The organism is Burkholderia sp. BE17, from assembly GCF_009362305.1.
Lineage (GTDB): Bacteria > Pseudomonadota > Gammaproteobacteria > Burkholderiales > Burkholderiaceae > Burkholderia > Burkholderia pyrrocinia_C.
In genome coordinates this window covers 137,184-150,681 of record NZ_WHNU01000004.1, presented here as the reverse complement: position 1 = coordinate 150,681, position 13,498 = coordinate 137,184, and the positions used below count along the sequence as shown (strand labels likewise).

The 13,498-nt window shown below is 67.0% G+C and carries 10 protein-coding genes and 1 pseudogene; 2 read left to right on the top strand and 9 right to left on the bottom strand.

Going from position 1 to position 13,498, the window contains the following annotated elements; translation table 11 throughout:
- Positions 1-9: 9 nt before the first annotated feature.
- From GD429_RS06060 to GD429_RS06050, 3 genes are read right to left on the bottom strand one after another with little or no spacing between them, the layout of a single operon-like run.
- Positions 10-1,047: a sialidase family protein gene (locus GD429_RS06060; protein ID WP_152856108.1), complete on the bottom strand. Its 1,038-nt coding sequence runs from the start codon at positions 1,045-1,047 to the stop codon at positions 10-12.
- Positions 1,048-1,062: 15 nt separating this feature from the next.
- A complete protein-coding gene (locus tag GD429_RS06055; RefSeq protein WP_152856107.1) occupies positions 1,063-1,875 on the bottom strand; it encodes an SDR family NAD(P)-dependent oxidoreductase in 813 nt (270 codons plus the stop codon).
- A 48-nt stretch (positions 1,876-1,923) separates the two neighbouring features.
- Complete coding sequence (locus GD429_RS06050; RefSeq protein ID WP_152856106.1) at positions 1,924-3,504, bottom strand: acetolactate synthase large subunit; 1,581 nt, start codon at positions 3,502-3,504, stop codon at positions 1,924-1,926.
- Positions 3,505-3,906: 402 nt separating this feature from the next.
- Between GD429_RS06050 and GD429_RS06045 the strand changes: the two genes are divergently transcribed.
- Positions 3,907-6,012 (top strand): TonB-dependent siderophore receptor, encoded by a 2,106-nt coding sequence (locus GD429_RS06045; RefSeq protein ID WP_152856105.1) that lies wholly within the window; start codon positions 3,907-3,909, stop codon positions 6,010-6,012.
- A gap of 37 nt (positions 6,013-6,049) precedes the next feature.
- Here GD429_RS06045 and GD429_RS06040 read toward each other — a convergent pair.
- Positions 6,050-6,193: pseudogene (locus tag GD429_RS06040) on the bottom strand (arsenic transporter); the annotation flags it as partial.
- 201 nt (positions 6,194-6,394) lie between these two features.
- Between GD429_RS06040 and GD429_RS06035 the strand changes: the two are divergent.
- Entirely contained in the window at positions 6,395-7,351 is a 957-nt protein-coding gene (locus GD429_RS06035; protein ID WP_152856104.1) for a mannuronate-specific alginate lyase, read from the top strand.
- A gap of 36 nt (positions 7,352-7,387) precedes the next feature.
- Here GD429_RS06035 and GD429_RS06030 read toward each other — a convergent pair whose 3' ends face one another.
- From GD429_RS06030 to GD429_RS06010, 5 genes are all read right to left on the bottom strand, one after another.
- Positions 7,388-8,509: a porin gene (locus GD429_RS06030; RefSeq protein ID WP_152856103.1), complete on the bottom strand. Its 1,122-nt coding sequence runs from the start codon at positions 8,507-8,509 to the stop codon at positions 7,388-7,390.
- A 157-nt stretch (positions 8,510-8,666) separates the two neighbouring features.
- A complete protein-coding gene (gene speB, locus GD429_RS06025; RefSeq protein WP_227791556.1) occupies positions 8,667-9,617 on the bottom strand; it encodes an agmatinase in 951 nt (316 codons plus the stop codon).
- Positions 9,618-9,680: 63 nt separating this feature from the next.
- The gene (locus GD429_RS06020; protein ID WP_152856101.1) at positions 9,681-11,270 is read right to left on the bottom strand and encodes a gamma-glutamyltransferase family protein; all 1,590 of its coding nucleotides are present in this window, start codon (positions 11,268-11,270) and stop codon (positions 9,681-9,683) included.
- A gap of 14 nt (positions 11,271-11,284) precedes the next feature.
- Positions 11,285-12,655 carry an aspartate aminotransferase family protein gene (locus GD429_RS06015; RefSeq protein ID WP_152856177.1) on the bottom strand — a complete coding sequence of 457 codons (1,371 nt, stop codon included), beginning with the start codon at positions 12,653-12,655 and terminating at the stop codon, positions 11,285-11,287.
- A gap of 67 nt (positions 12,656-12,722) precedes the next feature.
- Entirely contained in the window at positions 12,723-13,487 is a 765-nt protein-coding gene (locus GD429_RS06010) for an ABC transporter ATP-binding protein (RefSeq protein ID WP_152856100.1), read from the bottom strand.
- Positions 13,488-13,498 lie beyond the last annotated feature (11 nt).

Genomic DNA, 13,498 nt, shown 5'->3' with positions numbered 1-13,498 from the left:
TCGCTCCGCTCAGTTGGTCGACTGCGCGTGGGCGACGAGCGGCGCTTCGAACGGCGTCCACGCGACGGCCGTGATCTCGCTGAAATCGCGCCATTCCTTGCTCCAGTTCCGGCCGCCGTCGCGCGAACAGAACAGGTGGCCGTACTTGGTGCCCGCATAAACGAGCTCCGGCCGCGCCGCATGCGCGCCGAACGCCCAGAACGTGGAATTCGGCGGCGTCTGCAGATCCGTCTCGTGCCACGCATAGCCGCGATCGGTCGAGCGGTAGATGCGGCTGCGGGTGCCCGGCGTGCCGTCGCCGATCGCCATCAGCAGTTCGCCTTCCGGCTTCGGCAGCTGCACGACCGTGCGCGTGTAGTACAGCCCGTCGAAGCGATCGCGCGACAGCTTGCCGTCCCACGTCTGGCCGTCGTCGTCGCTCACATGCACCGCGTTCACCGTCAGCAGCACGGTGGTCTTCGGCCGGTCCGGCGTGGCCGGCAGCACCGCGATCGCATGAATGTCGCTGTTGCGGATCGCCGTGCCGGGGCCGTCCACGCGCGTCCAGCTCGCGCCGGCATCGCGGCTGCGCCATGCGCCGCCCTCCTCCACGCCGTACCAGACGTTGCGGCTGTCGTCCGGGTCCACGCAGATCGTCAGCAGCCGCGGGCGATTGACGCCGGAGCAAAACTCGGGGAACTCGGGAGCCGTTCTCTCCCAGGTCACGCCCGCGTCGCTCGACTTGTACAGCGCGGCGCGCGACGGTGCCCCGGTGCCCGCATAGAGCACCGCGGGGTTCGCCGGATCGATCGCGATCGACCAGACCGTCTGCCCGTTCAGCAGGTTCTCGGGCCGAAACCAGTGCGCGCCGCCGTCCTCGCTGATGCACAGCCCCGAATCGGCGCCGGCATAGATCCGCGACGGCGTCGCGGGGTCCACCGCGAGCGAGCGCACGATGCCGTCGAACTCGATCGGTTCGGCGAGCCCGAGGCGATGCCAGGTCTTGCCGTCGTCGTTCGAGCGCAGGATGCCTTGCCCCGCCGTGGCGACCAGTACGGTTGCGGTCATGAAATGCTCCTTGTGTCAGAGAAAAATGCCGCGCGTGAGCCCGCCGTCGCAGCCGATCGACTCGCCGGTGATCGAGCCGGATTTCGGCGACGCGAGAAACGCGACGATCCAGCCCATTTCTTCCGGCTGCAGCACGCGCCGGATCGGCGTGACCTTCACGTAGTTGGCCTCGACTTCCGCGGCCGTGAGCCCCTGCTTCTGCGCCTCTTTCTCGTAGAGTTCGTGGATGTGCGGCGTCTCGACGACGCCCGGGTGAATCGCGTTGACCGTGATGCCGAACGGGCCGAGCTGGTCGGACAGCGTCTTGGTCAGGTGCACGATCGCCACGTTGCGCATGCCGGACAGCTGCTTGCTGCCGCGGCCCGTCAGCCCGCCGATATTGACGATCCGGCCGAAGCCGTGGCGCCGCATGTAGGGCGCGGCCGCCTTCGCGCAACGCAGGTAGCCGACCACCTTGATATCGATGTCCTGCAGCAGCCCCTGCGGGTCGGCGTTTTCCAGCTCCGCGCGCACGAGGCCGCCCGGATGCGCGGCGCCGTTCAGCAGGATGTCGAGCCGGCCGAAGCGCTCGACGCTCGCGGCCATCGCCGCTTCGACGGACGCCATGTCGGTCGTGTCCACCGTGACGGGCAGGATCGCGCCGGCCGCGTTGCCCAGCGGCGCGAGCGCCGCGCGAATCTCGGCGGCGGCCGCTTCGAGGTGTTCCATGCGCCGCGCGGCGATGGTGACGTTGACGCCTTCGCGGGCCAGCTCGAGCGCGACCGCCTTGCCGATGCCCATGCTGCCGCCGGTGATGAATGCGGCTTTTCCGTGGAGTTGCAGATCCATAGCGATGAAAGTGAGAGTCGGGATTGAAGGGGAAAGCGGGTTGCGCGATCAGGCCAGGCGCATTTCGATGAGCCGCGGCCCGTCGGTATGCGCGAGCGCGTCGTCGAGCGCTTGCGACAGCGCTTGCGCGGTGCTCGCGCGCTCGGCCGGCACGCCGTAGCCGCGCGACAGCGCGAGCCAGTCGATCGGCGGATCGTCCAGCAGCGTCAGGCGGCTCGCGTGCGGCGTGTCGGCCGGCAGGCCGCTGCGCGCGAGCTCGGTCTGCAGGATGCCGTAGCGCCGGTTCGATGCGATCAGCATCACGATCGGCAAACGCTCGCGCGCCATCGTCCACAGCGCCTGGATCGTGTACTGCGCGCTGCCGTCGGACTGCAGCGCGAACACGCGGCGTTCCGGGCACGCGACGGCGGCGCCGAGCGCCACCGGCAAGCCCTGGCCGATCGCGCCGCCGGTATTCGTGAGGATCGTGTGACGGCGCGCGCGCGCCGACGCGGTCACGAACGGATAACCGCAGGTGCCGCCCTCGATCGAGACGATCGCGTCGTCGGGCAATGCGTTCGCCAGCACGCGACCGACCGCCTGCGGCGTCAGCGGGCCGTCCTCCACCTGCCAACGCTCGACCTGCACGCCGCCGGCGTTCACCGGCGCGCCGATGCGCTCGGCCAGCGCTTCCAGTGCGTCGTCCGCCGCGTCGCCCGGTTCGGCCAGCGTCACGATGTCCTCGGGGCGGGCGAGTTCGCCCGGAATGCCTTCGTAGCCGAAGTAGGTGACGGGCGCGAGCGCGCCCGCCAGCACCACGCGCCGGCCGGCCAGCGCGGCCAGCGCCGGCTCGGGGAAATAAGGCAGGCGGTCGATGTCCGGCAGGCCGCCGCCGCGCTCCGCGCGCGCCGGGAAGGTTTCGCTGAAGCAGGTCGCGCCGGTCGCCGCCGCGATGCGCGCCGCCGCGCGCTGCCCGCGCGCCGACAGTGCGCGGCCGCCCATCAACAGCACCGCGCGATGGCCGCTAAGCAGCAGATCGGCGACCCGCTCGACCCGTGCGCGATCGAACGAAACCGCGGCCGGGCGAACGACGGCGGGCGAAGCCGCGTCGCGCACCTTCGCCGACTGCAGATCGACCGGCAGCACGAGCGTCGCGACGCCGCGCTGCGCGCCCATCGCGGCCGAGATCGCGTCGGCCGTATCGGTCGCGAGATCCGTGTCGCGCGCCACGCTGCGGTACCACACCGACACCGGGCGCGCGAGCGACTCGATGTCGGACGTGAGCGGCGCGTCGTACTTCAGATGGTCGCGGGTGTGATCGCCGACGATGTTCAGGATCGGCGTGCGCGCGCGGCGCGCGTTGTGCAGGTTGGCGACGCCGTTCGCGTGGCCGGGCCCGAGATGCAGCAGCGTCATCGCCGGTTTGCCGGCCATGCGGCCGTAGCCGTCCGCGGCGCCCGTGCAGACGCCCTCGAACAGCCCGAGGATCGAGCGCACGCCCGCCACGGTGTCGAGCGCGCCGACGAACGGCATCTCGGTGGTGCCGGGATTGGCGAAACAGACGTCGAAGCCGGCGTCGCGCGCCGTCTCGAGCACGACGCTCGCGCCGCTTCGTGTTCCGGTATCGGTGTCCAACTGTGGGATGTTCATGCGGCCGCTCGACGGTTTGAATGAAGTGGCGTTGACTTTAATCCCGAAATACGGGATTTGTCAAACATCCAGCTCGAAACCGTCGAACTGATTCGATCCATGTTTACCCGACCAATCTCCGGTATTTCCATGTCATTCGTCCGGATTTCGATTCGACACCCCATCCCTCACGCGAAGTAAATTCCCACCATTCGGAATTCATGGAAAACAACGGTCGCACCGGCGCCGACGGCGGCCGCCCCCGTTGCCGCCCGCCGCGCGTCGCCCGCGACCGCAAAAATTTACGATTGCAAATGCCTCTCATTTGCATTAAATTCCGGCGCGAATGTACTGTTTGGAACACCGACGTCGGCGCGAGGCCATTCGCCCTGCCCGCACGCAGACCACATCAAAGGACGGGGTATGAGCAGGAAGAACTGGGCGGCCGCACCGATGGCCATCGTCGTCGGCACGGCCGGCCTGGGCGCCGCCGATGCGCAGGAGGTATCGCTGCCCGCCATCGAGGTCTCGGGGCAGCGCGCGAGCGCGCCGTTTCGCGCGCCCGAATCGACGAGCGCAACGCGCACCGAGACCGACGTGATGGAGATTCCGTTCGCGGTCAGCAGCGTCGACGCGAAACTGGCCCGGACCGTCGCCGCGACGCGCGGCGAGGACCTGTACGACTGGGTCGCGGGCGTCGCTCGGCAGAACAACTTCGGCGGGCTGTGGGACAACTACGCGGTGCGCGGATTCGCCGGCGACGGCAACACGTCCGGCACCGACTACCTCGTCAACGGCTTCTCGTGGAACCGCGGGATCAGCGTGCCGCGCGACACCGCCAACCTCGAGCGCATGGAAGTGCTCAAGGGGCCCGCGTCCGCGCTGTACGGCCGCGGCGACCCGGGTGGCCTCATCAGCTACACGACCAAGCAGCCGCAGTTCGCGCGCTCGAACACCATCGGCGTGTCGGCCGGCAGCTACGGCGCGTTGCGCGAGACGCTCGATTCGACCGGGCCGGTCACGAAATCGCTCGCGTACCGCTTCGTCGCGATGAACGAGAACAACGGCAGCTTCCGCGATACGGTGTCGAGCAAACGCTACCTGTTCGCACCGTCGTTCACGTGGGACATCGGCGCGGACACGACGCTCCACTACGAGTTCGAAAGCGTGCGCCAGCGCGCGCCGCTCGATCGCGGCGTGGTGGCGGTGGGCGGGCAGCTCGGCGCGATTCCCGCTTCGCGCTTCCTCGGCGAGCCGCGCGACGGCGACTACGACGTGCGCAACACGGGCCACCAGTTCACGCTCGAGCATCGTGTCGATGCGAACTGGTCGATCAATGCCGGCTTCGCGCAGCGCGACACCGACCTGTCCGGCCGCTCGTCCGAAGCGTTCGCGCTGCAACCGGACGGGCGCACGCTGTGGCGCCGCTACCGGCAAGTCGCGTTTCACTCGAACGATCTGCAAGGCCGCCTCGAAACGACCGGCAAGTTCCGCACCGGCGGCATCGGCCACACGCTCGTGATGGGCGTCGATGCGTATCGCTTCAACTACGACCAGTTCGTCGCGCGCTCGACGCCGAGCGCCGCCGCGCCGTATGCGATCGACATCCTCGATTCGGTCTACGGCCAGCCGGCGCCGGCGCTGCGCACCGCGACCAACCTGCTCGAGCGCGACGACGGGCAAGGCGCCTATGCGCAGGACACGCTCGCGTTCGGGCCGCACTGGAAAATCCTCGCCGGGCTGCGCTGGGATCGCTTTCACCAGTCGGTCGAGAACCGCCTGAAGGGCGTGACGAGCAGCCAGTTGCAGACCGCGTTGAGTCCGCGCCTCGGCGTCGTATACGAAATGAGCCCCGCGCTGTCGCTGTATGCGAACACCGCGTATTCGTTCCGGCCGAACAACGGCGCCGATGCCAACGGCCGCGCGTTCGACCCGGAGAAGGGGCACGGCTACGAAGCCGGCGCGAAATGGGCCGGCGAGCGCTGGCTCGCGACGGTCGCGGCGTTCTACGTCAACAAGCGCAACGTGCTGACCGCCGATCCGGCGAATGCCGGCTTCTCGCGCGCGGCCGGCGAGGTGCGCAGCCGCGGCGTCGAATTCGAATGGAACGGCGACCTGGGCCACGGTTTGCGCGGCCTCGTCAACCTTGCGTACGTCGATGCCGAGGTCACGCGCGATGCCGTGCTGACGCCCGGCGCGCGCCTCGTCGACATTCCGAAGCTGAGCGGCAGCGCGCTGCTCATGTACGAAACCGCACTGCCGTTCGCGGACAAGGCCGGCATCGGCGCGGGCGTGATCTATGTCGGGCGCCGCGCCGGCAACACCGCGAACACGCAGGACGGTTTCGAGCTGCCGGCCTATGCGACCGTGCAGTTGAACGGCTACGTGCAGGTCGACAAGCACCTGCGCGCGTCGGTCGTGCTGAACAACCTGTTCAACCGCACGACCTACGTCAGCTCGTACAACAGCCTGTGGGTCACGCCGGGCGCGCCGCGCAGCCTGTTCGCGTCGCTCTCCTACTCGTTCTAGGTCGAATCGGCCGCCCGACGTGCGTCGCGCATCAGGTGCCGAGCGCAGGCACGCGCGAGCCGTACGGCACCAGATCCGCCGGGTTCGAGATCGGCAGCACGAAGCTCGCCGAGTTGGACACGAACGCGCAGATGTACGGCAGCGGGTCGGCGTTCGCGCGGCGTGCAGGCGCGACGACGGCCCGATTACCGAAGTGCTGCGAGAGGACGTCGCCCGGCGCGGGACTGGGCACCACCCCGGCCCATACCCGTTGCATTCGGGAAAGGCGGATGAAAGACCGAAACGATAGACTGCCACCGCATGCAGTCGCACCGATCGCGTCGAGCCGCCGTCGCGCATTCGGCGTATGCATCGCAACACAACCATTACCATCGAGGGCCGCATGCGCCATCTGTCGATCCGACCGCTATTCGCAGCGTTGCTCGCCGTGGCCGCGCTGTTCGGCGCCGCGCAGCCGTCGCACGCATGCGACGTGCCCGCCGCCGTTCGGACGATCGATCCGCCCGGCTACTACGACGATGCCGCCGGCTATGCGCGCGCCGTGAAGCCGATGCGCGATTTCGTGTCGAAGCTCAACACGGCCGCGGACCACGGCGACTGGTCGTGCGCATTGACGCTGCTCGACAGCTGGGCGCAATCGGATGCGCTGATGGGCGCTATCTCCGGTTATCAAGGCTATTACGAGCGCTCGTGGGCCGGCACCGATTTCGCGATGGTGATCCTGCGCATGCCGCGCGGCTTGCGCGAAGCGAACCGCGCGCAATTCAACGCGATCGATCCGTGGCTCGAACGCATCGCGATCGTCACCCGCGATGCGGAAGCGATCAACCACCTGCACAACAACCTCGTGTACTGGGCGGGGCTCGACCTGATCGCCGTCGGCACCGTCACCGGCAACGCGAGCCTGATCGATTCGGGCCTGCTGCGGGTACGCGAAGGGATTCGCGACATCGGCCCGGAGGGCTCGCTCGCGCGCGAAGTCAAGCGCGGCAACCGCGCACTGCACTATCACACCTTTGCGCTGCTGCCGCTCGTGTTCGCGGCGGAGCTCGTGCAACGGCGCAATATCGATCTCTACCGCGAGAACGGCGGCGCGATCGGCCGCCTCGCGAATCTCGTGATCGACGCGGTGGACAATCCCGCGAGCTTCACGAAGATCACGCCGGTCAGGCAGGACCTGTTCCCATGGACCTTCCGCGACGAACTGAGCTGGGTCGAGCCGTACTACGCGCGCTTCGGCGATCGCCGCCTGCCGGCGATCATCGCGGCGCGCCGCCCGTTCAACGAATGGCGGCTCGGCGGCGACGTGACAGCGGCGTGGGGCGTGCCGCTGCCGTAGGAAGCGCCGCGTAACGTCGATGCGCGCGGCGCGCGCTCAGAACCGGTGGCGGATGCCGACGATCGCGAGTTCCTGCGTCGACTTCCCGCCATCGACATAGGCATCCGAAATCACCGCCTGCGCCGCCCCGGCGCCGTTGTTTCCGGATGCGTGCCCGTAGCTCACCGTCGCGTACAGATCCGTGCGCTTGCTGAGCGCGTAGTCGGCGGCGAGCGTGACCTGCTGATACGTGGCCGACGAATCGCCGTGCGATTTCAGGTAGTTGTAACCCGTCTGGAGCAGCAGCGCGGGCGAAGCCTGCCAGGCCACGAACACCGAACCGTTGTTGTAGCGCTCGGCCGCGCCGAACGCCGAGCTTGCATCCGGCAGGTACTCGGCATAGCTGTAATACCCGCCCAACGTGAACGCACCCAACGCATAGGTCGCGCCGGCGCGGGCGATATTCACCGCGCTCGCGGTCGCATACGCGCTGTTCACCGGCGACAGGAAGATCGTGTCGGCGCTGCTCGCGCCGCGCGTCGACCGCACCGCGTTGCCGTTGTCCAGGTGCGCATAACCTGCCGCCACGGTCAGTTGCCCCGCGGTATACGAAAGCGCCGCGTTGTAAGCCTGCCCGGACCCGACCGATCCCGCCACGCCGCCGAAGCCGTACATCGCGGCTACCTGCAAGCCGCCCCACGACGGGCTCACCCATTTCACGGCATTGCTGTTGCGCACCGAACCGTCCGCGTTGTCGACGTCCCCTGGCGCGGTGAAATACTCGAGAAAATTGTCGCCCTGCACCGGCAATACCAGATCCTGCAACGTATCCTGCTGACGGCCGGCCGTGACCGTGCCGAATCCGCCCGTCAGCCCGACATAGGCCTTGCGCCCGAACAGCAGCCCGGAACTCATCTTGCCGTTATTCACGTTGAACCCGTTCTGCAGGTTGAACAGTGCGCTCAGGCCGCCGCCCAGATCTTCCTTGCCGCGCATCCCCCACTGGCTGACGGACATCTGCCCCGACTGCAGCTTGACCTGGTTGCTCGCGCCCCCGGTGTTGTGCGTGTACTGAATCGATTCGTCGATGACGCCGTAAAGCGTGACCGAGCTTTGCGCGAACGCGCTGCCGCACATGCCGGCCGCGCATGCGAGTGTGGTCGATGCGATCCATTTCATTTCCCTGCTCTCCCGTCGTTGCGTGGTTAATCGATCCGTGTTCAGCTTGCAGACGTCATTCTTCATTCAATTCGGATTACGAAATTACAATGGCGATACGTATGCATTGATCCGGGGCTATCCGGCGATGAGGCAGTCGCCGGCACTTCCCGCGTTTTTACTGCGCTGCGTGCGCGCGCTGCCTGAACAGGCAGATCAGCTCGCTCGCCACATGCGCGGCCGCGAGCGCGGTAATGTCCGCGTGGTCGTACGCGGGCGCCACCTCGACCACGTCCGCGCCGACGATGTCGATCGACGTGAGCCCGCGGATGATCGACAGTGCCTGGGCCGTCGACAGGCCGCCCGGCACGGGCGTACCGGTGCCCGGCGCAAACGCCGGGTCCAGCCCGTCGACATCGAACGTGAAATAGGCGGGCCGCGTGCCGACGATCTCGACGATCCTGTCGATCGTCGCGCGGCTGCCGTGCTCATGCACCCACGGTGCGTCGAGTACCTGAACGCCCATGAAATCGTCATTCCACGTGCGGATGCCGACCTGCACCGAATGCGCGGGATCGATCAGCCCTTCCCTGATGGCCTTGTAGAACATCGACCCATGGTTGAGACTGTCCGGCCGATCGTCCGGCCAGGTATCGCAGTGCGCATCGAAATGAATCAGCGACAGCGGCTTGCCGTACTTCTCCGCGTGGGCGACGAGCAGCGGATAACTGATGTAGTGATCTCCGCCCAGCGTCAGCATTTTTGCGCCGGCATCCAGTATCGTGCGCGCATGCGCGACGATCGCCTCCTTGACGGTCGAGGGATTATGGACGTCGAGCCAGCAATCGCCGTAGTCGATCACCGCGTAATCGTCGAACGGGTTGATCCCCCACGGGTACGGCAGCAGCACGCCGAGCTGGCTGCTCGCGGCGCGAATCGCGCGCGGGCCGAGCCGCGCGCCCGGGCGGTTGGTCGTCGCGATATCGAGCGGCACCCCGGTCACGGCGAGATCGACGCCGGACAGCTCCTTCGTATACAGGCGCCGCATGAACGATACGACGCCCGCGTACGTGTTTTCCTTCGACGAGCCGTACGGCGATTCGCGGCGGATCGCGCCGTCTCCGCGCATGGCTGGCTGCTTCTGCATGATGCGTGCCCCCTGTCTCGGTCGGACGTCGCGTGAGCGCCCGTGTCAGATACCCAGTGCACAACCGTCCTTGCGATGGTCGGACGCACCGATCAGCGTGCCGGCCTCCCAGTCGATCCGGATCGCCTGCGCGCCGCCGATCGCCCAGTTCGGTGCAACGAGGTTGAAGCCGCGTTGCGCGAGCGCGTTGCATACCGCCGCCGGCATCGTGCCTTCCACCTCCACCAGATCGGTGCCCGGCCGCGGAAACAGGCGCGGCAAATCCATCGCCGCCTGCATGTCGAGGCCGTAGTCGAGCACCTTCGACAGGAAATGCGCATGCCCCATCGCCTGATAGTGGCCGCCCATCACGCCGAACGTGATCTGCACCTTGCCGTCGCGCGTCACCATGCCCGGGATGATCGTGTGCATCGGTCTTGCGCGCGGCGCGATTGCATTCGGGTGGCCGGATTCGAGCGTGAAACTCTGGCCGCGGTTGTGCAGCATTACGCCCGTCTGCGCAGACATGATGCCGCTGCCGAACGGATGAAACAGCGAATTGATGAAGCTCGCGCAGTTGCGGTCCTTGTCGACCACGCAGATATAGACCGTATCCTTGTGCTCCACCGGTTGCGCGACCGGCGCGCCCACGGCGTGCAGCCCGGCAACACGCGCGCGCAACGAATCGATCGACGCGTCGGACAACAGCGCATCGACATCGATCCGTTGCTGACGCGGATCGGCAAGCTGCGCGTCCCGAAGCGCATATGCGATGCGTGCGGCGTCGATTTCCCGATGCAGGCGCTCGGCGCCGAGCGGATCGTCGGTCGCGTCGACTCCTTCGAGCAGTTTCAGCATCAGCAGCGCAATGACGCCCTGTCCGTTCGGCGGGCATTCGTGCACGTCGTAGCCGCGAAAGCGCGCGGTGATCGGTGTCACGTACTCGCCATGGAACTCGGCGAAATCGGCCATCGTATGCAGGCCGCCCATGCCGCGCAGGCGGGCGACGATATCTTCGGCGACGAATCCCTCATAGAAAACGCGCGGGCCCGATTGCGCGATCGCCTCGAGCGTGCGGGCGAGCAACGGTTGCCGATGCACGCTTCCCGCGCGCGGCGCGCTGCCGGCCACCAGCATCTGCTCGCGGGCCGTGTCGTCCAGCGACAGCAGTTGCGCCTGATGCGCCCAATCCTCGGCCGCGCGCGGCGCGACCGCATAGCCGTTGCGGGCCAGCCTGATCGCGGGCGCGAGCAGCTCGGCGAGCGGCAGCGAGCCATGATCGCGCGCCAGCGTCGCCCACGCGTCGACCGCGCCGGGCACCGTCACCGCATGGGGCGAATGCCGGTCGATCGACGTGACGCCGAGCGCGCGCAGCCGCTCGGCGCTCGCGGCGGCCGGCGCCCAGCCCGACCCGTTGAAACCGACGATATCGTCGGTGCCGCCGCGCGAGTAGAGCGCGAAGCAGTCACCGCCGATGCCGGTCGAGCCGGGCTCGACCACGCATTGCACCGCGCAGGCGGCAATGGCGGCGTCCATCGCATTGCCGCCCGCTTCCAGGATCCGGACGGCAGCCAGCGTCGACGCGGGATGCGACGTCGCGGCCATCCCTTCGGTGGACATCACGAGCGAGCGGCCCGGTTGTTCGAAATTCCTCATCGTTTCCTCCCGGTTCAGCGCGTGGCCAGCGAACGGCGCCATTCGAACGTATCGTCGAGCGCCTTTCTCGATGCATCGAACAACTGATCGATTTCGTCGTGCGTGATGATCAGCGGCGGACAGAAATTGAACGCATCGCCGAGTGCGCGCGTGATCACGCCGTGCGTCAACGCCCGCTCGCCGGCATGCGCGGCCACGCCGTCGGCCGGCGGGAACGGCGCTTTCGTCGTCTTGTCCGCGACCAGCTCGACCGCCGCGAGCAGCCCGGCGCCGCGCGCCTCGCCCACGAGCGGATGCGTGCCGAGATCGGCCACGCGCTGCTGGAAATGCGGTATCACGCCGCGCACGTGTTCGAGAATGCCGTCTTCGTCGTAGATCCGCAGCGTCTCGAGCGCGACGGCCGCGCAAACCGGATGGCCGCTGTATGTGAAGCCATGGCCGAAGGTGCCGATCTTCTCGCTTTCGGACACGAGCCCGCGGTAGATCGCGTCGTTGACCATCAGCGCGGAGATCGGCAGGTAACCCGCCGACAGCTGCTTGGCCACGACGATCATGTCGGGCTGCATGCCGAACGTTTCGGAGCCGAACATGTTGCCGGTGCGGCCGAAACCGCAAATGACCTCGTCGGCCACCAGCAGGATGTCGTAGCGCTTCAGCACACGCTGGATCTTTTCCATGTAGGTGGCCGGCGGAACGATCACGCCACCCGACGCCATGATCGGCTCGGCGAAAAACGCGGCGATCGTGTCCGGCCCTTCCGCGAGGATCAGTCGTTCCAGCGACTCGGCGCAGCGCGTCGCGAACTGTTCCTCCGATTCGCCGGGCTGCGCATGACGGTAGTAGTGCGGACAGTCGGTATGCAGGATGCGATCGATCGGCAGGTCGAAGTCGCGGTGATTGTTCGGCAAGCCGGTCAGGCTCGCGGATGCGATCGTCACGCCGTGATAGGCGCGGGTGCGTGCAATGATCTTTTTCTTGTGCGGCCGGCCGAGTGCGTTGTTGTAATACCAGATCAGCTTCACTGCCGTGTCGTTGGCTTCGGAACCCGAGTTCGCGAAGAACACCTTCGACATCGGTACGGGCGCCATCGAGATCAGTTTCTCGGCCAGCAGGATCGACGGCTCCGACGATTTGTGGCCGAACGCGTGATAGAACGGCAGCTTGCGCATCTGCCTGTCCGCCGCATCGGCCAGCCGCTCTTCGCTGAAGCCCAGCGACGCGCAGAACAATCCGCTCAGCGCCTCGATATAGCGGTTCCCTTCCGTGTCGTACACGTAAACGCCTTCGCCGCGCTCGATCACCATCGGCCCGACATCGCGATGGCGGCTCAGGTTCGTGTACGGGTGAAGGACGTGGTCGATGTCGTTCTGCTTCAGATTTTGCATGAGAGCCATCCTGGTTTCGTCTCTTCCGTGGTTGTGTCGTCGTAGGCGAAACAGCCGCCGGCACGCGTCATTTCAGCCCGCCGGACAGGAACTTCTGCAGCCGGCCGCTTCTCGGCGTCTTCAATATGTCGCGCGGGTGGCCTTCCTCTTCCACGACGCCCTGGTGCAGGAACATCACGTGGTTCGACACCTCGCGCGCGAAGCCCATTTCATGCGTGACGACGATCATCGTGCGTCCTTCTTGCGCAAGATCGCGCATCACCTTGAGCACGTCGCCGACCAGTTCCGGATCGAGCGCCGAGGTCGGTTCGTCGAACAGCAATGCATCGGGCTCCATCGCGAGCGCACGTGCAATCGCGACACGCTGCTGCTGCCCGCCGGACAGGTGCGCCGGATACGCGTGCGCAAAGCGCGTCATGCCGACCTGCTCGAGATAGCGTTCCGCCCGATCGCGGGCCTCGGACCGGCAGACCTTCAGTACGTGCAGCGGTGCCTCCATGACGTTCTGCAGCACCGTCATGTGCGCCCACAGATTGAAATGCTGGAACACCATCGCGAGCCGGGTTCGCATCCTGCGCAATTGCGCGGGATCGGAGATTCGGATCCGGCCATTGCGGTCGACGGAGGTCCTCACCTCGCCGCCGCCGAGCGATACGCGGCCCGACGTAGGCGATTCGAGAAAATTGATGCAGCGAAGCAGCGTGCTCTTGCCCGATCCGGACGACCCGATCACGCTGATCACGTCGCCCTGCTTCGCAGCCAGCGACACGCCTTTCAACACTTCGTTGTCGCCGTAGTGTTTATGGAGATTCTCGACAGACAATGCATTCATGTGACGTGGCT

Excerpts from the sequence above, each read along its gene's own strand:
- GD429_RS06060 (WP_152856108.1), bottom strand. The coding sequence starts at position 1,047 with ATGACCGCAACCGTACTGGTCGCCACGGCGGGGCAAGGCATCCTGCGC.
- GD429_RS06055 (WP_152856107.1), bottom strand. The coding sequence starts at position 1,875 with ATGGATCTGCAACTCCACGGAAAAGCCGCATTCATCACCGGCGGCAGC.
- GD429_RS06050 (WP_152856106.1), bottom strand. The coding sequence starts at position 3,504 with ATGAACATCCCACAGTTGGACACCGATACCGGAACACGAAGCGGCGCG.
- GD429_RS06045 (WP_152856105.1), top strand. The coding sequence starts at position 3,907 with ATGAGCAGGAAGAACTGGGCGGCCGCACCGATGGCCATCGTCGTCGGC.
- GD429_RS06035 (WP_152856104.1), top strand. The coding sequence starts at position 6,395 with ATGCGCCATCTGTCGATCCGACCGCTATTCGCAGCGTTGCTCGCCGTG.
- GD429_RS06030 (WP_152856103.1), bottom strand. The coding sequence starts at position 8,509 with ATGAAATGGATCGCATCGACCACACTCGCATGCGCGGCCGGCATGTGC.
- speB (WP_227791556.1), bottom strand. The coding sequence starts at position 9,617 with ATGCGCGGAGACGGCGCGATCCGCCGCGAATCGCCGTACGGCTCGTCG.
- GD429_RS06020 (WP_152856101.1), bottom strand. The coding sequence starts at position 11,270 with ATGAGGAATTTCGAACAACCGGGCCGCTCGCTCGTGATGTCCACCGAA.
- GD429_RS06015 (WP_152856177.1), bottom strand. The coding sequence starts at position 12,655 with ATGCAAAATCTGAAGCAGAACGACATCGACCACGTCCTTCACCCGTAC.
- GD429_RS06010 (WP_152856100.1), bottom strand. The coding sequence starts at position 13,487 with ATGAATGCATTGTCTGTCGAGAATCTCCATAAACACTACGGCGACAAC.